A 25,939-nucleotide genomic window follows, 5' to 3' on the forward strand; every position below is an offset into this window, starting at 1 on the left:
AAAAAATAATAATTTTCAAATTAATATTACATCTAAAAGGGATAAAATGATAGGTAAAAAGATTAGAATTGAAAGAATTATAAACCGTAAAACAGGAAAATGTGTTATTGCACCAATGGACCATGGGATATCTGGAGGACCAATCCCTGGTCTTATAAACATGACAAAAACAATAGATGCAGTGGCTAATGGTGGAGCAAATGCAGTGCTAATGCATAAAGGTATGGTAAAAAACGGTCACCGTGGATATGGAAGTGATATTGGACTTATATTACATTTATTTGCAAGTACTGATGCAAGTATGGATCCTTTCCATAAAGTACAAGTTACAAGTGTTGAAAAAGCTGTACAACTTGGAGCAGATGCTGTAAGTGTACATGTAAACATAGGTTCTGAAAAAGAACCAGAAATGTTACAATCAACTGGTAGAATAGCAGAAGAATGTGACAAATGGGGACTTCCACTTCTTGCAATGATGTATCCTAGAGGACCTGAAATTAAAAATGAACACGACCCTGAAGTTGTTAAATTAGCAGCACGTGTAGGTGCAGAATTAGGTGCAGATATTGTAAAAACAAATTATACTGGCGATCCTGATTCATTTAAAGAAGTAGTTGATGGATGTCCTGTACCTGTACTTATTGCAGGTGGCCCTAAAATAGAAACACAAAGACAATTATTTGAAATGGTATCTGACTCTATAAGTGTTGGTGGTGCTGGAGTTGCATTTGGAAGAAATATTTTCCAAGCAGAAGATCCTGCAAAGATTACACGTGCACTAGTAGAAGTTGTACATAACAATGCAACACCTGATGAAGCACTGGAAATATTAAAAGAATAAAGGATGTAACAATATGAAATTTGCATGGATAAGACCTAATGGTACTTGGAATGATCGTAAAGAAGCTATTGTTGATTCATTAGAATCTGGATTCGATCACATAATGGATTTAGATAATGCTGAAACTATTAAGAAATTAGGTAGTGTAACAATAATATCAGATAAAGAAGATTCTGACATTACACTTCTTGGATTAAATAACAAAATTACCATGGCAGATATTAAAAAAGCACAAGAAAGTGGTAAAGAAGTAGCAGCATATGTTGAAATTAATAACAAGGATGATGAGTTACTAGTATCTAAACTAGGTACAGTAGCAGACTATGTTATATTAAAAGGTAAAAATTGGAAAGTTATCCCTTTAGAAAATATCATTGCCAGTTTACAAAATAGAACTTCTAAAATCATAGTTGATGTTCCAAATTATGAAGAAGCAAAATTAGCTCTTGAAACAATGGAACATGGATCTGATGGTGTGTTATTATCATCTAATGATGGAAATGAAATAAGAAAATTAGGTGCCCTAATAGAAAAAGTATCAAAGGAATCATATGATCTTAAAGCTGCAACTGTTACTAAAGTAGAATCTGTTGGTATTGGTGATAGAGTATGTGTAGATACATGTTCAATGATGAATGTTGGAGATGGAATGCTTGTAGGTTCATTTGCATCTGGACTATTTTTAGTTCATAGTGAAACATTAGAAAGTGAATATGTTGCATCACGTCCATTTAGAGTAAATGCTGGTCCAGTACATGCTTATGTTATGACTCCAGAGAATAAAACAAGATATCTTTCAGAATTAGAAGCTGGAGATGAAGTTGTTACATTAAATAGTAAAGGTGAAGCTAACACTGTTATTGTTGGCCGTGTAAAAATAGAAAAACGTCCTTTACTTCTTATTGAAGCAAAATATAAGAATTCTAGAATAAGAACTCTTGTACAGAATGCTGAAACAATTAGACTAGTAAATGATAAAGGTGAACCAATCTCTGTTTCTAAACTAAAAGTTGGAGATAAAGTTCTTGCATACTTTAGTGAAGCTGCAAGACACTTTGGAATGGCTATTGAAGAACAAATTATTGAAAAATAAATATTCTAATTAACCTACTTTTTTTTATTTTTTTTTATTTGAATTTTTTAATTAATGGAAGTACTTATTATGCGTGCATTTTTAGCTATTGAAATAGAAGAATCATTGAAAAATAAAATTAAAAAAACACAGCAAACTATAAAAAACACGAATTCTGCTAAGATAAAATATGTTGAAGATGAAAATATCCATTTAACTCTTAAATTTTTTGGAGAGATTAATCAAAGAAAACAAAAACAAATATCTTCAATTATAAGAAAAACAACAGAAAATTATGAAACATACACTATGAAACTAGTCAAAGTTGGTGCTTTTCCAAATATGAATCGTCCACGTGTTATATGGACAGGAATAAAAGACAATGACACGACAATTAATCTTATTAAAGAACTGGATGATGAGTTTAATAAAATAGGATTTAAAAAAGAACATGATTATACGCCCCATATCACTATTGGGCGTGTGCGGGATGTTTATAATAAAAACAATCTATCCAATATATTAAAACAATTAAGTAAAACCTATTATGGTAAAATGAATATTAAAAAAATACATCTTAAATCAAGTACACTCACACCTACTGGTCCAATATATGAGACTGTGGAAGAATTTATTTTATGAGATGATTATTATGAAGATTGTTGTTGGAATAACTGGTGCTAGTGGTGTTATTTATGGTATTAGATTACTTGAAGAATTAAAAAAGGCAGATATTGAAACATATCTTGTAATATCTGATATTGCAAAGGATATTATTGAATATGAAACTAGTTACTTAGTTTGTGATGTTGAAAAACTTGCCTCTTATTCATATGATGAACATGATTTAAATGCTATTATAAATAGTGGTTCTTTTAAATTTGATGCTACTATAATAATACCTTCAAGTATGAAAACCTTATCTGCAATTAGTAATGGTTATGGTGATAATGCTATAACACGCGTTGCTGATGTAACACTAAAAGAAAGAAGAACCTTAATTATAGTACCACGAGAAACTCCTCTTAGAACCATTCATTTAGAAAATATGACCAATATTAGTCGTGAAGGAGGTATTATTCTTCCAGCTATGCCCGGTTTTTATCATAAACCCCAAACTATTGATGAACAAGTTAACTTCATAGTTGGAAAGATTTTTGATATTTTGAATATTAATAATAATCTATTTACTAAATGGAAACAATAGCATTATATAAGACACAATAAATATGGAGATGTTTATTATGTACTTTGATATAACACCAAATAATGAATTTATCAAAACAGAAAAAGTACCTGGACCTACAAAAGAAGAAATAAGAGCATTAGTAATTAGTAAAGTAAAGTTAACTGATGAAGATGTTGTTGTTGATGTTGGATGTGGAACTGGGGGCTTAACACTAGAATTTGCAAAAAGAGCTAAAAAAATTTACAGTATAGATATGAATCCTGATGCTATTAAAACTACAAGAGCAAATCTTGAAAAATTTGGACTTCAAAACAAGGTGGAATTAATAGAGGATGAAGGCCTAAAAGCATTAGATCATATTGAAGATTTTACTAAGCTTATGATTGGTGGAAGTGGAGGTAACCTTGATAATATTATTGAAACTGGTTATCTTAAATTACCTATAGGAGGACGTATTGTTATAACATCTATTGTACTTGAAACTGCAACAGATAGTGTACATATGCTTAAAGAACTTGGAGCAGAACCTGAAGTTGTTAACATATCAGTATCCAAAGGAACATTACTTGATAGAGGAGTGATGATGAAAGCATTAAATCCTATTACAATTGTAAGTGCTAGAAAAATATAATAACTCCCACCCTATACCTTTTTTTATAACATTAATAATGAATTTTTTTAAATCAATACTGAGGATGATGATACTATATATAATGAGATTTTATCAAAAATAAAACCAACTAAAAAACAAAGAGAAAAAATTATTACTTTTTCAGATAAATTAATGAATATTATTTCTAATTATGCTAAAAGTAAAGATATTCAAATTACATGTAAACTTGTAGGTTCTGTTGCTAAGAAAACATCACTTGTTGGTAAAGCAGACATTGATATTTTCATGGCATTTCCACTTGATTATTCAGAGGAAGATTTAAAGAAATATGGATTAGAATTTGGGAAATACTGTATTGATACTGTTGGTGGAATATCTGAGAAAAGATATGCATCTCATCCATATATCACTGGCCTAATTAATGGATTTGAAATTGATTTTGTTCCATGTTACAATATTAATGATACCACATACCTTAAATCTGCAGTTGACAGAACAATTCTCCATACTAACTATATTCAAAGTCATATGACAAGTGATGAGACTGATGAAGTATTGTTACTTAAGAAGTTTATGACATGTGTTAATACATATGGTGCAAATTATAAGGTTAGTGGTTTTTCAGGATATCTTTGTGAGTTATTAATTCTTAAATATCATACATTTGAAAATGTTATAGAAAATGCTGCAAATAAATGGAAAAATCAGTTAAAAATAGATTTAGAGAATTATGGTACTTGTAATAATTATCATGATGCCTTAATAGTAATTGATCCTGTTGATAAAAATAGAAATGTTGCTGCTGCTCTTTCAATTCAGAAATTCTCTGAATTTATTGTTGCTTCACGAAATTATCTTAAAAATCCATCAATTAATTACTTTCAAGATAAAACAATTACAACAACACCTTCTGAATTAGTAAAGTTATTTAAACAAAGGGGAAGTTATTGTTATGTTTTATCATGTAATGTACCTGATGTTCCTAGTGATGTTATATATCCCCAAGTAAATAAGACATTGAAATCATTAGAGAAGGTTTCAGGAATCTATGATTTTTCACTTCTTGAAAGTGGATACTATATTGACTCAAGTAATGTGGCCCATATTATTCTTGAATATGATGTAGCAAGTCTTAGTAATGTTAAAATACATCATGGCCCATTAATATATGACTCAAAAAATAGTGATAATTTTAGAAATAAGTATCCTAATGCATATATTCATAACAATAAATGGATTAGTCTTAGTAACCGTAAATATATTACAGTAGAAGATATGATTAAAAACATACTTCTTGAAGAAAATATGTCAATATTGAAACTTGGAAAAAATATAAAAGAAGAAGTTTTAAAGGACTATTCTTTTGAAAAAATGGAAGTATTTATTAACAATACAAATGATGAAAACTTAAACAACATATTCCTATATTTACATCCAAATTATAGATTAGAACATTAATCATTACGTTCATAAACAAATTTTGGAACAGCATCATCAAAGGGATCAAATGTTTCTATATTCTTTATTAGAGTAGATTTCATACTTACCTTTGAATGTAATGTGGATGGAAGTCTTAATATACGTTTTAAGTCAATTGATACCTTAGTATCAGTAATTTGCATATTAATTCTAGAAATTGCATTCATCACCTTTTTATAACGTATAGGTCCAATATTACTCCTAAACATACCCCATAAATCTTCTTGTAATAGATTTCTATGTTTTAAAACATCCCTTAATAATTGATTATTAACATCATCTAATTTAGAAGATCGTCTTAGATGTAAAATTGTATATTTTGACCATCTTGTAAAGTTCTTTGGATAACCAAATGGTATAATAAATGGTTGTAAATCATTAAATCCATACTCATTTGATAAATCAGGTAGTTTTGAACCAGTAACATACTGTATTATATCCCCACGTAACTCACTTGATGCATCCATCACATCTTCATCAAGAACACGTACATGGTATCCCCTACCTGAATATATGAGATTTATATTTGTTAGTCCAAAATCACCACTAAGAACATCCCTTATCATTAAAACTATCTCCTTTGCCTGATTTAAGCATTTTTCACATACTTCTCCTTCAGCACAGTCACATGTTCTTATTGGAATATCCTTTGCATCTACATCAAATACTAATTCTGATTTCTGCCAACCCTTTCTCTGATTTGGCTTATCATAGAATGCCACAGAACAATATGCAGCAAATGGTTGTTTTACTTTTATAAAACGTTTTAATCGTAAATCATCAACAAATACCTTATAACGATCATTTGGTCCATTACCATAATGATCAAAACCAAATTCACGACTTGTAAGAGAATTTCTTATGAAATCTGGAACATCTTTCACATTCCATTCTTCTTTATAAAAGATTTTACGTTCATATTTAGATGCAGGTTTTAATTCAACACTCATTTTTCTTCACCTGCTGTTGCTTTTGAATTATTTTTTTCAAGTAATCTTTTCTTACGATTATAATATATCAAGGGATTTCCTATTTTTTTACAATCAACACAAGGAATACATAAATTTGGCATGTGTAATTTGATTTTTTCACAACTCATAGGTGTATACCACCTAGTTTCACCCTCCTCTGATAGTTTTAATTCTGAATTCATACCAAAACCAAGTTTAGAATTGATGTTAATCTTTTCTTGTGGCTGATCCTTGAATAATGGTGGTCTACAAGCATTTGCAGCCTCATAAATCATTGGAATTACTTCTTTATGTGTTATTTCAAGTGATGGATCCACATCAGATACTTTCATATCATATTCCATTGAAAATACATTTGGTGCCAATCTAGCATATGATATAAATGGAGTTAAAAACAACACAATTGCATCGTTTCTTCCACCACTTTTAATTCCCTCCATACACTTACGTACACATGGTGGAAATGCCTCTTGTATGTATGGTGCAGGTCCATTATCATTATATGCACCACTATTTGATGAACCAAATCTTCTCTCCCTTGCCTTTTGTTCCATTTGTCTTATTTTACCTGATAATTCATTCATAATTGAATCAGGTTCAACCATTCTCCTAGAATTTTCAGCAACCTTCACAATATAATCCCTAGTTTTTTTCATTATTATACTTTTTAATAGATTTTTCTTTAGATTTAATCCACATATTACCTCATACATTGTTTGTGGATTCCTATGTTCAATTAAATGTCCATATTCTTCTATAAAGTCTTCATATTCTATAATAACCCTACCATTTGACAGTAATAATTTATTTAAGTCGATTACTCCAAGGTCTATAACTTCTTTTAAGTCATTCCAGTAGACATTATTTGTATCAATTAGTTGATTTAATGCTTCTTTAAGAAAACTATACTGAAAATTATTAGGTTCACTTTTTAGTCTTTCTAATCTATTATCTATAAGATTAGCTTCTAATTCTACAACTTGTTTTGCTTCGTGACTATCCTCACCAAAACCTATTGCTACAGCTTGACATAAAAAATAAAAGGATAGCACATCATATTCATAAATTTCAGGATTAAATAAATATTCATAAACCTTATCATCAAAGTTATCAGTTTTTTTATCTAAGTACCATTGGAATTTATGTAGAGCTAATTGTTCTAATGTTTCAGGTATTGATGAAAGTTTCTGTGAATGTGTATGTTTTATAATATCTATTAATGAATCATTTTTCTTATCTAAATTTTCAATTTGTCCTAATTTTCTTACAATTTCTTTAGCCTCAAAGCTAAATGGATTTATAAATGAAGTTTCTATCATGATAATATAATATCTATAACCTATAATGTAATAATCTTTTACCTAGTAAAATAAATAAATCATGAACACCATATATAAATATTAATTATAATTGATATTCTGAGTATTAGATTTATTTTTTAGAAAAAAATATTACAAGGAAAAAATAAAGGAAGTACTTCTCACTAATAAAAAAAAGTACCATACACCTTTATTAGGAATAAAAATCATTATTCTAAGATAAATAATGTAAAGGAGAATAAAAAGAATGAGTAAATTATTTATATCATGTGCACTTCCATATGCTAATGGTCCATGTCATCTTGGACATCTACGTTCTACATATATTCCTGCAGATATATATGCACGTTATAATCGTATGACTGGAGTAGATACTCTAATGGTATGTTCTACTGATGAACATGGAACACCTATTGCCGTTAGAGCAGAACAAGAAAAAAAGAATCCTAAGGATATTACAGATATATACCATGAAATAATTGGAAATGATTTAAAATCATGTAACATATCCTTAGATAGTTTTAGAAGAACTACTGATGAAATACATTATAAAATGGCACAAGACTTCTTCTTAGACCTTTATAATAAGGGATACATCTATGAAAAAGTAATTGACCAATTATATTGTGATGAATGTAAACGTAGCCTACCTGATAGATATGTTGAAGGTACCTGTCCCTACTGTGAAAGTGAAGGAGCAAGAGGAGATCAGTGTGAAGTATGTGGTCGTCACCTAAATCCTACAGATCTAGTTGAACCCCACTGTTTAATCTGTGACAGTACCCCCCACATTGAACAATCAAAACAATACTACTTTAAGTTACATGAATTTGAACAACCATTAAAAGAATGGATTAATTCAAATGAACATCTGCCTAAAAATGTGAAAAACTTTGCAAAAGAATGGTTGAATGATGGCCTTAAAGATTGGATAATGACAAGAGATATGAATTGGGGAATTCCAGTACCTCTAAATGATGCTGAAGGAAAAGTACTTTATGTATGGGCAGAAGCATTTGAAGGATACCAGTCTTCAGCTGCAAGTTGGGCTAACAAACACGATCTTGACTGGAAAGAATATTGGGATGATAAAACAGTACATTTCATTGGAAAAGATATTATTTATCATCATACATTATTCTGGCCTAGTATGTTAATGGGTCGTGGATGGAACCTACCATATTCCGTTGTTGGTGGAGGATATCTCTCCCTTGAAGGACGTAAAATGTCCACAAGTAAAGGATGGGTAATATGGGTAGAAGATTTCCTTAAAAAATTTGATAGTGATTTACTTAGATACTACATGGTAATAAATGCACCATTAAATAAGGATACTGACTTTTCATGGGATGACTTCCAAAGAAGAGTAAATAATGAATTAACAGACAATCTTGGTAATTTCATTCATAGAACATTTACATTTACAAACAAATTCTTTGATGGTAAAATACCTGAAATGGGAAGTTATACAGATGAAGATAAAGAATTTGAAGAAAAAATCAAAGCACTACCCGACGTAGTTGCTAATTATATTGATAATTTCCAATTTAGAGAAGGATTACAAGGAATAATGTCCCTTACAAAAGAAGCAAACAAATACTTCAATGATAAAAAACCATGGAAAGGTGTAAAAGAAGATATTGAAAGTGCAAAAACATGTATTAACTTATCAAACCAATTAGTACATGTTTTATCAATTGTATTAACACCATACATTCCAATAAGTGTTCAGAAAATAAGAAAAGTATTAAATATGCCAACAGAACATGTTGATGGATTTATGAAATTTGAGGAAAGAACTCCTCTTGTAAAATGGGATGAAGCAAAAGAATTCTTACCTGCAGGATATGAAATCAATAGTGCAAAACCACTATTTTCTAAAATACCTGATGAAATAATAAAAGAAGAAAAAGATAAATTATATTCTCTTGAAGAAGAAAATAAAGAAAATGAGGACGATAATATGAGTGATTTAATAAGTATAGATGAATTTGGAAAAGTAAAATTAGTAGTTGGACAAATAAAAGAAGCACAAAAAATAGATGGAAGTGAAAATTTACTTAAATTACAAGTGGATTTAGGCAAAGAAGTAAGACAAGTAGTAGCAGGAATAGCTAAAAGATATGAAGTAGATGAACTTATTGATAAAAAGGTTATTGTAGTTGCAAATCTTCAACCTGCAAAATTATTTGGTGTAGAATCTAATGGTATGTTACTTGCTACTGATAGTATGGAACTTTTAACAACAGAAGGAAATGTTGGTGAATATATAAAATGAGCGACATCTTAGTGACACAAAGTGAGAAGTTTCTTAAAACAATACAAAGTAAACCTGTTATTGCTGAAAGTATTGAAGATTTTGATAGTTTCATAAAAATATATAGCTACCTTAATAGTAACTTAAAACAATTACAAAATATTCGTAATAAAATGGAAATCAGAGGATTTACTTCACCATATAGTGCTTTAAAACGTTATAGTAAAGGAGGAAATTCTAGTAATCCTGAAATTATCCCTGATGATGTACATGATCAATCTAGACATGCACAATACTTCCGTATAAAAGCATCAAATAAGAAAAATATTCTTGATCAGGTAAAATCTGCTATTGCTTCTCATAAAATAGCAATAGGTCACTTAGAAGAATATGTTGAACTTGAATGTAAAAAATGTGGTCAAAAATATAAGAAAAAAACACTTGAAGATATTCTAGTATATGATGAGAATGAAGTAGAAAGTTGTAAGTGTGAATGTGGAAGTTCTGAATTTAAATTTGATTCAGATATGAGTGGAATTTGTAGATTAGAATTAATTAAATACCTACCATTAGGAGGAGAATACCTCCTAAAACGTTCCCAATTAACAAATTATAGTCTTGAAGCATATCGTAAAATAATTAAGATTATGAAACAAGAAAAAAGAGGACGTGTAAAAAGTATAACTGTAATTGCTAAAATAAAAGATGAAAATACTGGTAAATGGGTTAGCAGAAAGATGAATATTGATTATGCTGATGAATCAAACTATGAATTAGAATTACGTAAACGTTATGGACCAAATGTACGTATTGAATTACTTCAATTCCATCATAAAAAACCATCATTAATAAATGATAAATATGTTCAAAATGCCCTAGCAATAGCATATCTTCATTATTCAGAAAATATTGTTAGTAAGAAGATAGATGAGATTATACCCAAACATATTCATAATATGAAAAAGATAGACACTTACAACAGTGTACTTAATGAAGCTAGAAAAGATGCTGGAAGACTTGCAAGAGAAGCAGAAGAACGTATTGAATTAGAAGAAGAATTAACATACGTTAAACTTCGAAAAGTAAATCTTATTACGAAGGATCACAAATTAGATAGAGAATTAAAAGAAGATCTGAATAAAGAATCAGAAATTAAAAAACATTACTACATAGAAACACCATTTATACTAATACTATGGGATATTTTTAAATATTACTTAACAACATCTGAAAATAGACGTAATAACTATTCTGGACCATTTCCTAACCTTAGACCAACATTAGATTCTAATCAAATAAAAGTATTTGAAAATATATTTCCAAAGGATGTAATAGAATTATTACAAGATAGTGGAGAAAATATTGATACAATCCCGAATATGAAGGAAACAATCCAATATAAATTAGATCTTGAAACAAAACGTAAAAAACTACATCTTAAATCAAATCATGCAGCTTATGGTGCTATTGCATTAAATAGTAAGTCTAATATTTCATTAAATAAAGCTGCTGACCTTTTATATGTAGATAAAGATGAAGCTGCAAAAGAAAAAGCAGCACTGCAAAAAATAGAAAAACCATCAACTAATAAAGCAAAAAAATTCTTAGAAATAATAAATAAATAAAGAGTGGTGGTATTTTGAGTTCAAAAATACATGTAAACAAACCCTTATCCTCAAGATTAATTATTGAATTATTAGATGAAAACCCTGACCTTGAAACAATAGAATGTCCTCAAAGTTTATATGAAAGAACATCACAAACATACCTTGATGCATTAAATGAATTAGGAATTACAATTTCCATTATTGAACAAAGAGGTCGTCCACAGAAATATGATGAAGGAATAAGAGATACAATTGATGAAATGTTAAATTCAGGTTTTAATCCTAAAGCAATTGCTAAAAGATTACATATTAGCCAGAAAACAGTTTACTATCTTAAAAATAAGAAATTAAAACAAGGTCCCAAATCTAAGTATTCTCAAGATACAAGAAATCAAATTGTTGAACTTAAAAATAAGGGAACACCAGTAAAAATCATTTCACGAATGCTTGATATACCAATTAGAACTGTTTACTATATCTTAAAAAAAGAAAAAAAATTAATTAATTCTAAACAGACGGGAGTGTACTAAGTGAATACTGGACAACTCCTATTAACATCTGGTATTTGTGGATTTATATCGTTTATAATAACATTTACTGTTATGCCCCATTTAATTAAACGACTTAAAAAGGCAGATATTGTTGGAAGAGATATACATAAGTTAAGTAAGCCTGAAGTTGCAGAGATGGGTGGAATAGGAATCATACTTGGATTTGCAATTGCTATAATGGTTGGAGTATATCTCTATCCTCAATGGCAGTCACAACTTACAATAACACTCATTGTAATACTTCTTACTGGTATTATTGGTATGGTTGATGACTTGATAATGTTATCTTCAAAGGAAAAATTATTACTTCTTTGGATTGCAGGATTACCTATTATGTGGGTTACTCCACCAAATGTAGGCATTATTTACATGATATTCATCCCAATTGCTGTATCTATTGCTTCCAATCTAACAAATATGTTAGCTGGATTTAATGGTATTGAAACAGGACTTGGTGTTATTGCTATGACTTCATTAACATTATCTTGTATTATTATGAATAAATATGATGTAGCTATCATATCATTTTCAATGTTAGGTGCATTACTTGCTTTTTTATTCTACAATAAATATCCTGCTAATGTATTTCCAGGTGATGTTGGAACATTAATAATTGGTGCATGTATTGCAATTATTGCATTTATTGGAAGAGTAAAAATCATTGCATTTATTGTTCTTATTCCCAATATTATTGATGGTTTTCTTAAATTTAGAAGTGTTGGTGTTATGGAACGTCAAAATTTTAAGCCAACAGAGGTTAAAGAGAATGGTGAGCTTGTAGCTCCAAGTGGTGGTTTTAATTCACTTATAAGATACATTCTTAAAAGGCCAATGAAGGAAAAACAAGTTGTTTATATAATTTGGAGTATTGGAATATTTTTTGGTTTACTTGGTATTATAATAGCATATGTAAGTAAAGGTGCTATTATCTAATTTTTCTATTTTTTTCAAACAAGATTATTTTAGTTTTATTTCTAGGTATTATACTTGACTAATCCCACTTTGATAATTTATATATTATTTCCATATTACTGGTTGTGTTTTTATTATGTAGTTTTCTGATTTTGCTGGATCATAATATATGTTTGTTGGATTTTTTCCAAATGTATCTGTTATACTTTTTCTTATGTAGTAGTTTATACGTGAACCCATGATGTTTTTTTCTTGTGTATCTAGTGTTGTTTTAGTAGTTACAGTAGTTTGTATGAATATTGTTTTATTTTTCTCATCTAATGTTATGTTGATTATTTTTATTGTTGTTGGTGTTAAAAGTTGTGGATGATGTTGATTGTAGTTGTTGAATGTATCGTTGTAGTATGTGGCATATCCATTTTTATTTATTCCATTTTGTGCTCCTATTTGTGCTGCTGATAGTATTGTGTTTTTTTCTACTTCATTTGTGATTGTGTTTATTGTAAGTACTAATGTAATTAACAATATGCTACACAAGATAATGTATTCTATTGTAAGTTGTCCTTTATTATTCATAATAATATTATCATTATTTTACTTTTAATAAATAGAATTTTATAGTATTATGATACTACTTCTATTATATTGTTATTATTTTTAAATACATATGTATTGTTTGGTAGTAAAATATAGTTTTTTTGTATTATGTTCTTTTTTGGAATATAATGACTTTTTGTTATTTGATAATGACTATTTATATAAACACCAGTTTTATTTATTTGAACTATGTATGTTTCTTGATTTATTTTAGAAGGTAATGTATATGTTTTTGAATAACCTGATCCTTGAATATAGACTTGATTAATAACACTTGCTATATCATCAGAGACCATTCTTGCCTGTTTTCTTTTTTGTGTCTGATTTATACTATCTAATTCTTCATTTGTAATGGATAATACTGTCAAAAATATACCAAGTAACAATATAAAAACCACCATAAATTCTATTGTTATTTGTCCCCTTTCATTCATAATAATATATAACTACATCCTAATATATAAATTTTATAATAAAAAATATTATATATTATAAAATATAAAATAAAATTATAAAAATTATATACATTGTATATAAATATGGAGTGAAAGTCCACTGTTATGTCAATACATAAAACAAATAAACCAGAGTTATTAATAAAATTCAATGAAACTGAAAATGCCAAACAACTAGATGAAATGATTTATCAATTTGAAAAAAATATAAACAATAAAAAAGAAGATTATTTTCTTAAAGAATCAGAAAATCCATACATATTCTTCTTAGAATATCCAAAGCCACAAGAATTAATAAAAGAAATAGAAAATGAAAATATAAAAACACTTGAAACAATAGTTCCAGTAGAATGTGTTATAAACAATACAAACTACATTACATCCACAATACTTAGAAAAATAAGACATAAAATAACATACCATGACACATTTAACATAACATGCCATGTTGATTCATACATACCCCATAGAAAAGAAAAACTAGAAAAAGAATTAAAAAGTAAAATACAAGATATACTAGCAATTCCTATCCAAAAAAACAATCCAATATGGAATATAAATATACACATCATTGGAGAAGTTAGTGCTATTAACATAGAAAGATCTAATAAAAATAGAAACAAGTATAGTCAATATAATAATTATTGTTAGGTAGTATAATATTACCTAACTATATTGAATTTAATATATATTCCATATTCTGCTCTAATTCAAGAACCTGATTCTTACTAGGTGCATTTCTATCTATATCCAACATACTTAAAATTCTTGGATCATTTAATGCTTCAAATCCCATATTTTGAACATAACCATTTAATTTATCACGTAATGTTTCATCTTCAATCTCCATAGGATCAATTCCAAGATAACGTGGAAGTTTACTTGAAGATGGAAATACAGATACTCCTCTAATCTTACTACGTATAGATTGTCTTCTTGCAATTATTGTGTTATAATCATCAGATAAATCAGGATCCATATATGGAACTCCAACATCACTTAAAGCTATAACCTTCTCATCACCAAATGCTAAGGGTTTATCTAACAAGTCAAAACATTTTGAAGCTATTGTTCCACCACTTCTATGAAACTGTGGACCTTCACCAACATGTAAACCTACCTTAATCATAGCACTTCTAACTGCACTTGCAGCTGTATATGTTAATATAAGAGAAGTTGTTGTTAAGAATTCTTTTAATTTATTGAAAAAATCAACAGTATATAATTCCGGACATTTAGCTGGACTAAATGGATCTAAAAATACTGCATCATACTCTTTATTTGCATTTTCTTTTAAAAAATCACGTGCATCACAGACATGAATATTTAATTTAATATTTGAGGGAATGTCACTTAGAACTTTATTATACTGTAGATAACCATTTTCTATTAAGTAAAGTTCTATTGTTTTCTTAACAAAACCATGGGATTTACATATATCTGGAATAAAAAGGGTAGTTGCCAATGTTTCTAAAGAGGATTCAACCATATCAACTTCTATTACAACATCACTATCATTTAAATAGTCAAGTAATGCTGATACATTATATCCAATACCACTACATATATCTAAAACCCGTATAATTTTTCTTGATTCTGCTTTTTCTTTAAGTTTAGATGGAATTGCAAATTTTTCAAATGCCTCTGTACGTGCACCAAAAGTACTATGTAATGTCTCTATACCATCAGAACGTTTTTCTGATGATAAAGTATAGGATCCATCATCTGTTTTAATTAAAAATCCTGCTATTTCTTCTTTATATAACTCTCTTGCATCTTTATGACCATCTAATTCTAATTCAAAGACTTGTTGTATTATTTGTTTATTTTGTTGTGACATTTCAAGTCGTGAATCCTCTTGATTATCGTCCATAACTTCACCTTAATATTTTAAGTTAATTTTTGTTACCTTATTTTTAAATTTGATCCAATTTAATTATCTATAGAAAAAAAAAATAAAATTAAAAAACATTTACCCTTATCTAATTAAATATACAATTATTAATATAATTATACTATTAACTTCACAATTAATAAAACTTTAGAAAAAAACTTTTTAAAAATAATAATATTATACTATAATTAGTTAAGTTATAATAAACAAATATAAAAAATAAAATAATAAAAGGTGAGATAATGAACAAAAAGATGATTATTGGTATTATTGCAGTAATTTTAGTTGCTTTAATCATAGCAATACCACAATATGAATCATATCAAAGTACTTTATTATCTGAAAACTTCAATAAAACCTTGCAAAATGCAAGTGCTGTTGAAACAGAAATAGCAAGTACAACAAATCAAATCAATCAACAAAATAGTACTGATGCAGATACATTAATACATACAATAAACAATCAAATAACACCAAAATATTCAGAAGAATTATTACGTCTTAATGAAACTAAGACAAATACCAATAATGACACTGAAAAACAATACATTGACTTACAAATGAAGAGAGTTCAACTAGAATCTAAAAATCTTAATGCTACAGTAACACTCTTAAATGCATTATCACAATATGTTAAAGGAGAAAAAACTGCTCTTGATGCACAAAATACGATAAATCAAGCAAGTTCTGACAATGCACAGTCATCAACAGAGTTAAATCAAGTATATAACGATATAAAAACATTTTTAGATCAAAATCCTGATTTAAATAAGAAACTTCATGATCTTAACTTAGATAGTGCATATTATGGTCAACTTGAAAAACAAAACATTGCAAACAACACAAATACGCAAGCTAATGTAACACAATAACCTCCACTTCTATTTTTTTATTATTTTTTAGAGTTTAACCACTTATTTTACATATATAACCTCTGATGTAATTTCTTAGCATATAATCCAAGTAAACTTAAAATAGCTACACCCTACTCTTATAATAAGTATTGTTATTTTTTTTAATTTCATCTACACAATATATCTTCATAACTGATTTGGTTATAAATATTAATTTTATTTATATATTATTACAAATTATGATTTTACTAAGAGTTTAATAGAAAACTTATTTTCCATATCAAAAAATACTAATAAATAATACTTAGTAATTATATACATTATTATCAATAGAGATTTAAACTTAGAGTATAATAGTTAATAGAAATTAAAAATGAAGTTTAAATAAAACAATAGGATGTTTATACAATGAAAACATTTAAAATGTATGTAAAAACCGTCGTAAGTAATGATGAGGGTAAAATCCTACTTCTTAAAGAAAAACGTGAGGATAGAAAATCAAGATGGGATCTTCCAGGTGCTGTTTTAACAAATGATGATAGTTTTGATGAAGTTGTTATAAATAGAATACCAAAGGAAATAGGATATTATGTTTATCCTGGAAAGATAATTGGAGTAACAAACTATGTAACACATAGTGTAAAAGAAATACATGTAATAATGACTGGACATATATTAAATGGAGAATTATTACTATCAAATAATTATGAAAACTTTGAATGGATTCCATTAAACAGATTAAATGAATATCCATTAAATGGTTGGTTAAAAAACTATATAAAACATACAGAAGAACCATTTAATGATGTTTCAAGAGAAATAGAAGAAATGGACTCATTACAAAATACAAGAAATGAAATGAGTCAAGATAGTTTCTTTGGAATTGGCTCAAAAATAGATACTAATCCAGTTAAAAATGTAAAAGAACAATCAGAAAAACAAGTAAAAAGTTCATTAGGTATGTTAAAAGACACTATACTAAGAACATTTCATCCAAAAAAGGCAAATGTTGAACAAACAAAACCAAAACCTAATATGTACTCTACATCAGATATGCCATATATCAATATAAAAGAAGATATAATTGATAATACAACAGAACAAATAACTCCAGATACATCTGAAGAAATTGTAATAGATAGAAGTGAAGATATAATCCCGGATACACCAGAAGATAATACAGATAACATAATCATAAATCATGATTACATTGATAACACAACAAATGAAAGTATAGATACAGTTATGTTAGATGAAAATGATACTGTTGATGAGGTAAATACTAAAGCTGAAACTGCAAGTGATGAAATAATAATAGAACATAACACTTCTAGTGCAGATGATATAGTATTAGAACATTCAATAGATAATGTTACAGAATTTGATGATATTGTAGTAGAACATGAAGATACACAAGATCCAAAACCTGAAGATATCAAACCTAAAAAAGTATTTGATATGAATGTGAATTCTGCAAACAATATGAAAAAAGAAAATAAGATTCATGAAGCTCCAAAAGTATCTAAAAATCAGAACATTAAAGTTATTCATAACAATGAAAAAACACCATACATAAGAAAAGAAAAACAGTCAACACAAAAGATTAGCTTTAATTCTGAAGGTATTAAAAGACAAGGATGGAAAGAAAAATTAGATGAAATCAATAGAACCACATCTAATAATGAACATAAAGTAATTCCTAGACCAAAAGGTAAAAGAAAAAATTAATTTTTTTCTATAAACATCCTCTATTTTTTTTAAATATATGCTAAAATAGTATTTAGCACAGCACGAATTATTTCAACCCCAATATAACCTACTGAATAGAAGTAAGCTAATGTAATAACAGTTGCAACATATCCTATTATCATTAGATAGGAATCATTTTCTAAACTACTTACTGCCAACAACAGTATTGCTACACTCGGTATGAAATCTGTAAATGGAATAGGTAGTGGTAGAAACAATAAAAATGCTAAAATAATCGTTATTACTGCATTAATTTTAAGAATATGCTTGTTTGTTACTAGTTTACCCCTTGGCTTTGATATTAATTCCACATAACTTAATGCCTTATGTAATATATCAAAGAATTTATCAATAGTTTCTGTAGTTAATACTTGCTTTGATATGAATTTTGGTAGATGTAAATGTCCATTAGAGAGTATTGAAAAATTAAGTAATATTATTAACACGCCAAATGGTGTACTACTCCCTGGAATAGATACTGGAAATAAGAATGGAGCTACTAATATTATTATTAAGAGATAGACTCCTTCATTTATGAGAGTATCAACCAATGTTTTTATAGTGATATTTCCTTGGGGAATATTCTTTCTAATTATTCTAAGTCTATCTGATGTTTTTATATACTTAATATGTTCATCTTTAAGTATGAGTGTGTTTTCAATATTTTTATCCACAACTTCACCTCTTGAATATTAAATATATAATCTCCTAAGTTATATAAAAAAAATAGTATTTTATTTATAAAGAAAAATAAAGAAGAGAACTTATATTAAGTTTCCTCTGTTTTGTAATCTTTCTTCTTCTGGTATTTCATTAATATCAATACCAGGCATTGCTGCACCTAAATCAGTTGATACATCTGCAATTAAATCTGCATCTTCATAGTGAGCTGTTGCTTCAACTACTGCTTTTGCTACAAGTTCCGGGTTTTCTGATTTGAAAATACCTGAACCTACAAATACTCCATCTGCTCCTAATTGCATCATTAATGCTGCATCTGCTGGTGTTGCTATTCCACCTGCTGAGAAGTTAACTACAGGAATTCTTCCTTTTTCTGCTGTTAATTTTACTAATTCTCTTGGTGCATTAATTTCACGAGCTACTTGCCATAATTCTTCTTCTGTTTTATTTTCAATTTCTCTTATAGCACCTTGAATTGTTCTCATGTGTCTTACTGCTTCTACAACATTTCCAGTACCAGCTTCACCTTTGGTTCTTATCATTGCTGCCCCTTCATCTACTCTTCTTAGAGCTTCTCCAAGGTCTCTTGCCCCACATACAAATGGAATTGTGAATTGTTCTTTGTCTATATGGAAGTCTTCATCTGCTTGTGTTAATACTTCACTTTCATCTATCATATCTACTCCTAATGATTGGAGTACTTGTGCTTCTACAAAGTGACCAATTCTTACTTTTGCCATTACAGGAATATCTACTGCATCCATAATTTCAATTACTTTTGATGGATCAGCCATTCTTGCTACTCCACCAGCTTTTCTTATATCAGATGGTACTCTTTCTAAAGCCATTACAGATACTGCTCCTGCATCTTCAGCTATAGCTGCTTGTTCTGCATTTACTACATCCATAATAACTCCGCCTTTTGTCATTTTAGCGAATCCTTCTTTTAATACTTTTGTTCCATGTATCATTATTTTTATTCTCCTTCTAGTTGATAAATTCTATGAATTCTATAATATATATAATAAATAATAAATTTATAACAATAAATATTTTTGTTATTAATAATTTTTAAGATTTTGTATTATTTTTTCAATTGATATATCTTTTGAAAATGGTATTGCTTCTGTTGCACCAGATTTTGTTGTTGATTGAGCTGCAATATAACTACCTATTATTCCAGATTCTTCAAGAGTATAGTTATTTATTAAACCATATAAAAATCCTGCATTATATGCATCTCCTGCACCAGTTGTATCAATAGCATCAACTTCAAATATTCCAATATTATATTCTTCATCACCTTTTTTAATAAAAGAACCTTTTGTTGAACATTTAACTACTAAAATATCTACTTTTTGTGATATTTCATCCACAGCTTCTTGTAATGTTTTTTTATTTGTAGTTAATAATAACTCTGTTTCATTGATAAGTAAAATATCTGTGTAAGATATTAGTTTATTCATGAAATCAAGTCCTTTATTTACATATAACATTCCCGGATCAAATGATACAATTACATCATCCTTTAATTCATCTAATAATTCCATTTGTGTATCAATAGATGGATCTTCAGGATTTAATCCTACAAATGAAGTTAAGTGTAATAATTTAGTGTTTTTAATATAATCCCTTTTTATTTCAGAATTTGAAATAGTGTCATTTATTTTTGGAGTTACATATAACTTACGATCACCACTACTATCTACAAAACCTATTACTTCTCCTGTTTCACCGTTTCCTTTTATGAGATGAGTAGTATCCACATTATGTGATTCAAGATAATCTTGCATCATTTTACCATTTGAATCATTACCTACCTTTCCAATGTATCCAGTTTTTAGTCCTAGTTTTGCCATACCAATAATTGTATTAGCAGCTGATCCTCCACAGGATTTTGTTTCATAATTTACAAATGTTTCTCCATCAGATGGTGCAAATTCATTAACATGACATAATCTATCAATATTTAATGCTCCCCATCCTATTATATCAAATTTCATCATACTTCAACTCTAATCTAGTACATCTTTTAAATTAAATTTATATTTACCTAAATTTCCACCATAATTACCAGCAGACACTTTAATTACACCTTCTACCCCATTTAAAGCTTCAATTCCTTTTTTTAATGATTCTTTAGCATTTTCAACTGTTAAAGCATCAATTACTATTTCTGGTATGTAATTTACTCCGTCTTCAACCATTGATTCATCACCAAGCTTTTCTTTTAGAGATGGACAGTATGGATGGTTTGTTGTAGGACCAATTTCTGGATAATTTGTTTCTACTTTTGAACCTGCAGAACAGATATCAAATGGTGTACATATACCATCAACTTCAGAAAGTGCATCTAATGCTTTATATCCAGCTTCAAGTACTGCTTCTTTTGTACTACAATAGTACCAGAAGTTTACTCCCATTATTCCCTGCATACATCCTAATTTTTGTTCAATATAAAAATCTGGAACACATATTGGTACTCTTATCATTGTTCTACCATCAATTTCTTCTGTCCATTCATATCCATCACCACAATGACCTACATGTTCTGTTGTATCAATGTAGTCAAATGGATCTATAGATGCATCAAATATCTTTACAAATGGTTTTACAAGAATATCTTGACGTATTCTAAATGATAATTCCTTATCAAATTTTGCAAGATCTTTTGTATTATACCAGAATTGAATTATCACACCAGGCCTATTATCTGGTGTTTCTGATTTATCTAAAAATTTTTCTACTCCAGATTCTGTTCTCCCTATTACTGTTCCTGGTGTTGCTGATGCATCACTTGCTATTTTCTTGATTGTTATATCATCTTCTGCTGTTACAATCATTCTTACACAAGTTCCAGTAAATGCTTCACAATATGTATCTTCTATTTCAAAATCCATTTTTATTACCTATCCTAAATTTCCTATATTTTTTCCTCGTACTTTATCACGTACAACTTTTGTCATATTATTTAGAGTTTCTTTATTATCATTAGTTACTATGTCTATAGATGGCTTATTAACTAATAATTGCTGTGTTATTTCTATATTATCTGAACAATTTAATATTGTTTCAAGAGATTCATTATTATAATCATTGATAAAATCATAAACTGCTGATTTACCTTTTTTATTAAATATATCTGCAATAACTGCTAATATTAAGTTGTTAGTTGAAGCTATTGATATTGAAGCAGATTCAATTGAATGAATATTACCATTAAATGAGATACTTAATCCTCCATTATCCCTTGCATATTCTAATGCTTCCTTATCTGTTATACTATCTCCACTATACATTAAATTTTCAGGTTTATAATTGTTTTTATCAATAATATCTAGTATTGCATCACGTTTACCTATTCCACCAACAGGTTTTACTGATTCAATAAGATTGTTTATTTCCATCTTTGAGATAACATTTGTAAAAATCCTATGAATATTTTCAAAACTTGAATCAAATAAGATATTATCATGAATATCAAGTAATTTATCTTGTTCTTCCTGATTTAAATCATATTTATCCAATTGTAAATTTGTTGAATAAGTATTTTCATAAATAAATCCAGTTTTATCAGATAAAGCTTTAATATATTGATTATAGCTTGTACTTACAATATAACATGGCATGATACTTTGAATATATTTTATCATATTATAAGCACCATCTATCATGAAAATATTATCTTCTGAAAATTCAATAAGATCTTTTTCAGTTAAGCCATATGCCTTAAAAAAGGGCAATATTAGTTTTAATGTACTTCCAGCTAGATATCCTTCAGTATTTTCTTCTACAAGCATGTCATCATAATTACTAAGTATACTAAAGAAATGACCTCCTTCTGGAATAAAAAAATCAGATATTTCATATGCATTATCATTAATTGATAATGGTCCTTCACAGTCTGTTACATAAAATTTATCATTCATTAGTATAAACTCCTCATTTATATTATGAAAAGATTTTTCTTTATTTTATATAATTATCTATATAAAAAGATACATATTAAATTATAATTACATAGTCAAATTATAATTAATAGGTGGAGTATGAAATTATTAGATAAAATTATAAAAGGCATTCTTATCATTGCACTTATCATTGCTATGATATCAGTTATATATCTAGTTGTAATTCATAATCCTGGTGAAGACTATACAGAATTTTATATTCTTGACCATAATAATAACACAACAGATTATCCTACTAATATGAGCCAGTATTCTATTGGAAAGATAAATATTGGTATTAAAAACCAAGAACATACTGATATGAATTACACTGTAAAGGTTAAAACAAATCATACCTTACTTGCCTCATATAATAAGACATTAAAGGATAATGAGGAAACTATAACACCATATTATATCTACAGTACAACAGAAATTGGTATGCATGAATTAAATATTGAATTATATAAAGGAAATATTACACAGCCCTATAGAACCTTGAAACTCAGATATAATGTGATTAAATAAACTTAAAAATATTATCATCTGTGTATAAATGTATAGATAATTAATAGAATTATGAAAATATATTACATAGAAATTAAAAATACTAAATAATCTAATTAAAAAAAATAAAGGAGGAGACATAATGGAAGATTTAAGATGTGTTGTTACTGGAGGTGCAGGTTTTATTGGATCTCATATTACTGAAACATTACTTGAAAATAATGTTTCAAAAGTAACAATCATTGATAATATGACAACAGGTAATATAGAAAATCTAAAAAATCTAGACCATGATAGAATTGAACTAGTTTGTGGAGATATTAGAACTCTAGATATGAAGCCAATACTTGAGAATCATGACTATCTATTCCATGAAGCTGCACTTATTAGTGTATTTGAAAGTATTGAACAACCAAAAGCAACTAACAAAACAAACATAGACGGTTCATTCAATGTATTACAAGCAGCATATGAGTCAAATATTAAAAAAGTAATTTCTGCATCATCTGCTGCAGTATATGGTGAAACAGAAGTCTTACCTAATGTAGAAACATTACCTCTTCAACCATTATCTCCCTATGCTGTTTCAAAAGCACTGCTTGAATTATATTCATATACATTCACACAAACATATCATCTACCAACAGCATGTCTAAGATATTTCAATGTATTTGGACCAAGACAAAAGGCAGATTCTCCTTATAGTGGAGTTATACCTAAATTTATCAGTGCCCTCTTAAACAATGAAACTCCAGTAATTTATGGGGATGGAGAACAAACAAGAGACTTCATTTATGTTAAAAATATTGCAAAGGCAAATTATGAAGTAGCAATTAATGATGTAACTGGCGTATTTAATATTGCTCATGGAAAGACCACAACTATTAATGAATTACTTGAAATTATATGTGAAATAATGGGATATGATTGTAATCCAAAATATTTACCACAGAAAGATGGAGACATTAGAGATTCTGTTGCTGATATTAGTAAAGCTGAGGAAACCTTTGGATTTAAAAGTGAACATGACTTTAAAAAAGAATTAAAAGAAACTATTAACTATTATGTTAATAAATTCAATGAAGAATAAGTTTAATTCTTTATTTTTTCTATTTTAATAAGAAGAGGATTTGTATGTTGAAATTAAAAAATATTTTTAAAAGTAAGGAATATAAAAGAATCCTCGAAAATATGATTTCATTAACAGGATTACAATTTGCTAGTTATATTCTCCCATTAATTACTCTTCCATACTTAACATTAGTACTTGGACCTGAAAAATTCGGCCTAACACAGTATGCTATTTCTCTTATTACATATTTTCAATTCTTCACAGATTATGGATTTAATTTATCTGCAACTAGAGAATTAGCTATATGTAGAGATGACAATCAGAAGATTTCCCAGATTTTTAGTTCTGTAATGTTTATAAAGCTGTGTTTATGTATTTTAAGTTTTATAATATTACTACTAATTGTGATGTTCATTCCCAAATTTAATGAAGATAGTTATGTTTATATCTTAACCTTTGGAATGGTTATTGGATATATGTTATTTCCAACATGGCTATTTCAAGGACTTGAATATATGAGATACACCAGTATTCTTAATATTATAGGAAAAATAGTGTTTACAGTACTTATATTTATATTCATACACGATACAACAGATTATATGCTAGTTCCATTAATTAATTCACTGGGATATATTTTAGTTGGAATTCTTGGAATATACATAGCACTTACAAAGTTCAATATAAAAATAACCATACCCTCAATAAGAGATATTAAATATCATTTAAGAGAAGGATGGTATGTGTTTATTTCAACAATAGCAATAAATATGTACACAACAACAAACACATTCCTATTAGGTCTTCTTACAAACAACACCCTTGTTGGTTACTATAGTATTGCTGAAAAAATAATACTTGCAGTAAATGGATTGTTAAATCCAATATCACAAGCATTATACCCCTTCATAAGTCGTACAGTTAAAACAGATGATAAAACTAGAAGTATAGAATTTATACGTAAAATAACAAAAATAATGACCTTAGTTGGAATAGTCTTATCTGCAGGATTATTTATATTTGCAAAACCAATAATATTACTATTATTTGGACAATCTTATGTTAATTCAGTAATTATACTTCAAATAATATCAATTGTTCCACTTGCAGTATCATTAAGTACTGTTTTTGGTGTTGAAACTATGCTAACATTCAATTATAAAAAAGCATTCACATCTATTGTGATGATTGGAGGAATAATTGATATTGTACTTGGAATAATACTTATAACATTAATGAAAGAGATAGGAATAGCAATATCATTTGCAACAACAGAGATATTCATAACAATTGCTATGTTTATATTCCTACAAAGAAAAGGAATTAAAATAATAAATAGAAATCATACAAAATTAAGTTAAAAATAGAA

Annotated in this window: 26 protein-coding genes; 16 read left to right on the forward strand and 10 right to left on the reverse strand. The window is 28.1% G+C overall.

Features of this window, described 5'->3' with window-relative positions; all coding sequences use genetic code 11:
* Positions 1–46 precede the first annotated feature (46 nt).
* The 6 genes from A9758_RS03540 to cca all read left to right on the forward strand — a co-directional run bounded on the left by A9758_RS03540 (position 47) and on the right by cca (position 5,173).
* On the forward strand, positions 47–841 hold the full coding sequence (locus A9758_RS03540; RefSeq protein ID WP_011405709.1) for a 2-amino-3,7-dideoxy-D-threo-hept-6-ulosonate synthase: 795 nt from the start codon (positions 47–49) through the stop codon (positions 839–841).
* Between the two features lie 13 nt (positions 842–854).
* Positions 855–1,934 (forward strand): 3-dehydroquinate synthase II, encoded by a 1,080-nt coding sequence (locus tag A9758_RS03545; protein WP_011405708.1) that lies wholly within the window; start codon positions 855–857, stop codon positions 1,932–1,934.
* A gap of 69 nt (positions 1,935–2,003) precedes the next feature.
* On the forward strand, positions 2,004–2,555 hold the full coding sequence (gene thpR / locus A9758_RS03550) for an RNA 2',3'-cyclic phosphodiesterase (protein WP_011405707.1): 552 nt from the start codon (positions 2,004–2,006) through the stop codon (positions 2,553–2,555).
* A gap of 10 nt (positions 2,556–2,565) precedes the next feature.
* Positions 2,566–3,120, forward strand: a complete 555-nt coding sequence (locus tag A9758_RS03555) for a UbiX family flavin prenyltransferase (RefSeq protein WP_011405706.1) — start codon at positions 2,566–2,568, stop codon at positions 3,118–3,120.
* Positions 3,121–3,157: 37 nt separating this feature from the next.
* Entirely contained in the window at positions 3,158–3,733 is a 576-nt protein-coding gene (cbiT, locus tag A9758_RS03560; protein ID WP_011405705.1) for a precorrin-6Y C5,15-methyltransferase (decarboxylating) subunit CbiT, read from the forward strand.
* A gap of 87 nt (positions 3,734–3,820) precedes the next feature.
* On the forward strand, positions 3,821–5,173 hold the full coding sequence (cca, locus tag A9758_RS03565; protein WP_255359970.1) for a CCA tRNA nucleotidyltransferase: 1,353 nt from the start codon (positions 3,821–3,823) through the stop codon (positions 5,171–5,173).
* Here the strand turns inward: cca and priS are convergent.
* Complete coding sequence (gene priS / locus A9758_RS03570) at positions 5,170–6,144, reverse strand: DNA primase catalytic subunit PriS (protein ID WP_011405703.1); 975 nt, start codon at positions 6,142–6,144, stop codon at positions 5,170–5,172. The genes cca and priS overlap by 4 nt on opposite strands.
* The gene (priL, locus tag A9758_RS03575; protein ID WP_011405702.1) at positions 6,141–7,484 is read right to left on the reverse strand and encodes a DNA primase large subunit PriL; all 1,344 of its coding nucleotides are present in this window, start codon (positions 7,482–7,484) and stop codon (positions 6,141–6,143) included. Before priL ends, priS begins: the two co-directional genes overlap by 4 nt.
* Before the next feature lie 247 nt (positions 7,485–7,731).
* Between priL and metG the strand changes: the two genes are divergently transcribed.
* The 4 genes from metG to A9758_RS03595 all read left to right on the forward strand — a co-directional run bounded on the left by metG (position 7,732) and on the right by A9758_RS03595 (position 12,832).
* Positions 7,732–9,762: a methionine--tRNA ligase gene (metG, locus tag A9758_RS03580; RefSeq protein WP_011405701.1), complete on the forward strand. Its 2,031-nt coding sequence runs from the start codon at positions 7,732–7,734 to the stop codon at positions 9,760–9,762.
* Positions 9,759–11,366 (forward strand): DUF530 domain-containing protein, encoded by a 1,608-nt coding sequence (locus tag A9758_RS03585; protein ID WP_011405700.1) that lies wholly within the window; start codon positions 9,759–9,761, stop codon positions 11,364–11,366. The genes metG and A9758_RS03585 overlap by 4 nt, the downstream gene beginning before the upstream one ends.
* Before the next feature lie 14 nt (positions 11,367–11,380).
* Positions 11,381–11,878 (forward strand): helix-turn-helix domain-containing protein, encoded by a 498-nt coding sequence (locus tag A9758_RS03590; protein ID WP_011405699.1) that lies wholly within the window; start codon positions 11,381–11,383, stop codon positions 11,876–11,878.
* Positions 11,879–11,950: 72 nt separating this feature from the next.
* Positions 11,951–12,832: a glycosyltransferase 4 family protein gene (locus A9758_RS03595; protein WP_083757032.1), complete on the forward strand. Its 882-nt coding sequence runs from the start codon at positions 11,951–11,953 to the stop codon at positions 12,830–12,832.
* An 84-nt stretch (positions 12,833–12,916) separates the two neighbouring features.
* Here A9758_RS03595 and A9758_RS03600 read toward each other — a convergent pair whose 3' ends face one another.
* Positions 12,917–13,387, reverse strand: coding sequence for a class III signal peptide-containing protein (locus A9758_RS03600; protein WP_011405697.1), 471 nt, complete (start codon positions 13,385–13,387; stop codon positions 12,917–12,919).
* Between the two features lie 47 nt (positions 13,388–13,434).
* The gene (locus A9758_RS03605; protein WP_011405696.1) at positions 13,435–13,842 is read right to left on the reverse strand and encodes a TadE/TadG family type IV pilus assembly protein; all 408 of its coding nucleotides are present in this window, start codon (positions 13,840–13,842) and stop codon (positions 13,435–13,437) included.
* Positions 13,843–13,968: 126 nt separating this feature from the next.
* On the opposite strand from A9758_RS03605, the gene A9758_RS03610 reads away from it, so the two are divergent.
* Entirely contained in the window at positions 13,969–14,514 is a 546-nt protein-coding gene (locus A9758_RS03610) for a hypothetical protein (RefSeq protein WP_011405695.1), read from the forward strand.
* A 19-nt stretch (positions 14,515–14,533) separates the two neighbouring features.
* On the opposite strand, the gene A9758_RS03615 is transcribed toward A9758_RS03610, so the two are convergent.
* Positions 14,534–15,736: an MnmC family methyltransferase gene (locus A9758_RS03615; protein ID WP_011405694.1), complete on the reverse strand. Its 1,203-nt coding sequence runs from the start codon at positions 15,734–15,736 to the stop codon at positions 14,534–14,536.
* A 263-nt stretch (positions 15,737–15,999) separates the two neighbouring features.
* Between A9758_RS03615 and A9758_RS03620 the strand changes: the two genes are divergently transcribed.
* Positions 16,000–16,629: a hypothetical protein gene (locus A9758_RS03620; RefSeq protein WP_011405693.1), complete on the forward strand. Its 630-nt coding sequence runs from the start codon at positions 16,000–16,002 to the stop codon at positions 16,627–16,629.
* 390 nt (positions 16,630–17,019) lie between these two features.
* The gene (locus tag A9758_RS03625; RefSeq protein ID WP_011405692.1) at positions 17,020–18,339 is read left to right on the forward strand and encodes an NUDIX domain-containing protein; all 1,320 of its coding nucleotides are present in this window, start codon (positions 17,020–17,022) and stop codon (positions 18,337–18,339) included.
* 29 nt (positions 18,340–18,368) lie between these two features.
* Here A9758_RS03625 and A9758_RS03630 read toward each other — a convergent pair whose 3' ends face one another.
* The 5 genes from A9758_RS03630 to A9758_RS03650 form a co-directional block, all read right to left on the reverse strand.
* Entirely contained in the window at positions 18,369–19,034 is a 666-nt protein-coding gene (locus A9758_RS03630; RefSeq protein ID WP_011405691.1) for an exopolysaccharide biosynthesis protein, read from the reverse strand.
* 90 nt (positions 19,035–19,124) lie between these two features.
* Positions 19,125–20,012 carry a pyridoxal 5'-phosphate synthase lyase subunit PdxS gene (gene pdxS, locus A9758_RS03635; protein ID WP_011405690.1) on the reverse strand — a complete coding sequence of 296 codons (888 nt, stop codon included), beginning with the start codon at positions 20,010–20,012 and terminating at the stop codon, positions 19,125–19,127.
* A 90-nt stretch (positions 20,013–20,102) separates the two neighbouring features.
* Complete coding sequence (locus tag A9758_RS03640; RefSeq protein WP_011405689.1) at positions 20,103–21,047, reverse strand: carbohydrate kinase family protein; 945 nt, start codon at positions 21,045–21,047, stop codon at positions 20,103–20,105.
* Between the two features lie 9 nt (positions 21,048–21,056).
* Positions 21,057–21,941, reverse strand: a complete 885-nt coding sequence (locus A9758_RS03645) for a formylmethanofuran--tetrahydromethanopterin N-formyltransferase (protein ID WP_011405688.1) — start codon at positions 21,939–21,941, stop codon at positions 21,057–21,059.
* Positions 21,942–21,950: 9 nt separating this feature from the next.
* Positions 21,951–22,970: a hypothetical protein gene (locus A9758_RS03650; RefSeq protein WP_011405687.1), complete on the reverse strand. Its 1,020-nt coding sequence runs from the start codon at positions 22,968–22,970 to the stop codon at positions 21,951–21,953.
* Between the two features lie 120 nt (positions 22,971–23,090).
* Between A9758_RS03650 and A9758_RS03655 the strand changes: the two genes are divergently transcribed.
* The 3 genes from A9758_RS03655 to A9758_RS03665 all read left to right on the forward strand — a co-directional run bounded on the left by A9758_RS03655 (position 23,091) and on the right by A9758_RS03665 (position 25,931).
* Positions 23,091–23,519, forward strand: a complete 429-nt coding sequence (locus A9758_RS03655; protein ID WP_011405686.1) for a DUF1616 domain-containing protein — start codon at positions 23,091–23,093, stop codon at positions 23,517–23,519.
* 121 nt (positions 23,520–23,640) lie between these two features.
* Positions 23,641–24,588, forward strand: a complete 948-nt coding sequence (locus A9758_RS03660; protein ID WP_011405685.1) for a GDP-mannose 4,6-dehydratase — start codon at positions 23,641–23,643, stop codon at positions 24,586–24,588.
* Positions 24,589–24,632: 44 nt separating this feature from the next.
* Positions 24,633–25,931, forward strand: coding sequence for a flippase (locus A9758_RS03665; RefSeq protein ID WP_011405684.1), 1,299 nt, complete (start codon positions 24,633–24,635; stop codon positions 25,929–25,931).
* The last annotated feature ends 8 nt before the right edge of the window (positions 25,932–25,939 follow it).

Source organism: Methanosphaera sp. A6 (genome assembly GCF_001729395.1).
Classification (GTDB): Archaea; Methanobacteriota; Methanobacteria; order Methanobacteriales; family Methanobacteriaceae; genus Methanosphaera; species Methanosphaera stadtmanae.

What these genes read in the sequence shown, in the direction of transcription:
- A9758_RS03540 (WP_011405709.1), top strand. Translation starts at nt 47, where the DNA reads ATGATAGGTAAAAAGATTAGAATTGAAAGAATTATAAACCGTAAAACA.
- A9758_RS03545 (WP_011405708.1), top strand. Translation starts at nt 855, where the DNA reads ATGAAATTTGCATGGATAAGACCTAATGGTACTTGGAATGATCGTAAA.
- thpR (WP_011405707.1), top strand. Translation starts at nt 2,004, where the DNA reads ATGCGTGCATTTTTAGCTATTGAAATAGAAGAATCATTGAAAAATAAA.
- A9758_RS03555 (WP_011405706.1), top strand. Translation starts at nt 2,566, where the DNA reads ATGAAGATTGTTGTTGGAATAACTGGTGCTAGTGGTGTTATTTATGGT.
- cbiT (WP_011405705.1), top strand. Translation starts at nt 3,158, where the DNA reads ATGTACTTTGATATAACACCAAATAATGAATTTATCAAAACAGAAAAA.
- priS (WP_011405703.1), bottom strand. Translation starts at nt 6,144, where the DNA reads ATGAGTGTTGAATTAAAACCTGCATCTAAATATGAACGTAAAATCTTT.
- priL (WP_011405702.1), bottom strand. Translation starts at nt 7,484, where the DNA reads ATGATAGAAACTTCATTTATAAATCCATTTAGCTTTGAGGCTAAAGAA.
- metG (WP_011405701.1), top strand. Translation starts at nt 7,732, where the DNA reads ATGAGTAAATTATTTATATCATGTGCACTTCCATATGCTAATGGTCCA.
- A9758_RS03585 (WP_011405700.1), top strand. Translation starts at nt 9,759, where the DNA reads ATGAGCGACATCTTAGTGACACAAAGTGAGAAGTTTCTTAAAACAATA.
- A9758_RS03595 (WP_083757032.1), top strand. Translation starts at nt 11,951, where the DNA reads ATGCCCCATTTAATTAAACGACTTAAAAAGGCAGATATTGTTGGAAGA.
- A9758_RS03600 (WP_011405697.1), bottom strand. Translation starts at nt 13,387, where the DNA reads ATGAATAATAAAGGACAACTTACAATAGAATACATTATCTTGTGTAGC.
- A9758_RS03605 (WP_011405696.1), bottom strand. Translation starts at nt 13,842, where the DNA reads ATGAATGAAAGGGGACAAATAACAATAGAATTTATGGTGGTTTTTATA.
- A9758_RS03610 (WP_011405695.1), top strand. Translation starts at nt 13,969, where the DNA reads ATGTCAATACATAAAACAAATAAACCAGAGTTATTAATAAAATTCAAT.
- A9758_RS03615 (WP_011405694.1), bottom strand. Translation starts at nt 15,736, where the DNA reads ATGGACGATAATCAAGAGGATTCACGACTTGAAATGTCACAACAAAAT.
- A9758_RS03620 (WP_011405693.1), top strand. Translation starts at nt 16,000, where the DNA reads ATGAACAAAAAGATGATTATTGGTATTATTGCAGTAATTTTAGTTGCT.
- A9758_RS03625 (WP_011405692.1), top strand. Translation starts at nt 17,020, where the DNA reads ATGAAAACATTTAAAATGTATGTAAAAACCGTCGTAAGTAATGATGAG.
- pdxS (WP_011405690.1), bottom strand. Translation starts at nt 20,012, where the DNA reads ATGATACATGGAACAAAAGTATTAAAAGAAGGATTCGCTAAAATGACA.
- A9758_RS03640 (WP_011405689.1), bottom strand. Translation starts at nt 21,047, where the DNA reads ATGATGAAATTTGATATAATAGGATGGGGAGCATTAAATATTGATAGA.
- A9758_RS03645 (WP_011405688.1), bottom strand. Translation starts at nt 21,941, where the DNA reads ATGGATTTTGAAATAGAAGATACATATTGTGAAGCATTTACTGGAACT.
- A9758_RS03650 (WP_011405687.1), bottom strand. Translation starts at nt 22,970, where the DNA reads ATGAATGATAAATTTTATGTAACAGACTGTGAAGGACCATTATCAATT.
- A9758_RS03655 (WP_011405686.1), top strand. Translation starts at nt 23,091, where the DNA reads ATGAAATTATTAGATAAAATTATAAAAGGCATTCTTATCATTGCACTT.
- A9758_RS03660 (WP_011405685.1), top strand. Translation starts at nt 23,641, where the DNA reads ATGGAAGATTTAAGATGTGTTGTTACTGGAGGTGCAGGTTTTATTGGA.
- A9758_RS03665 (WP_011405684.1), top strand. Translation starts at nt 24,633, where the DNA reads ATGTTGAAATTAAAAAATATTTTTAAAAGTAAGGAATATAAAAGAATC.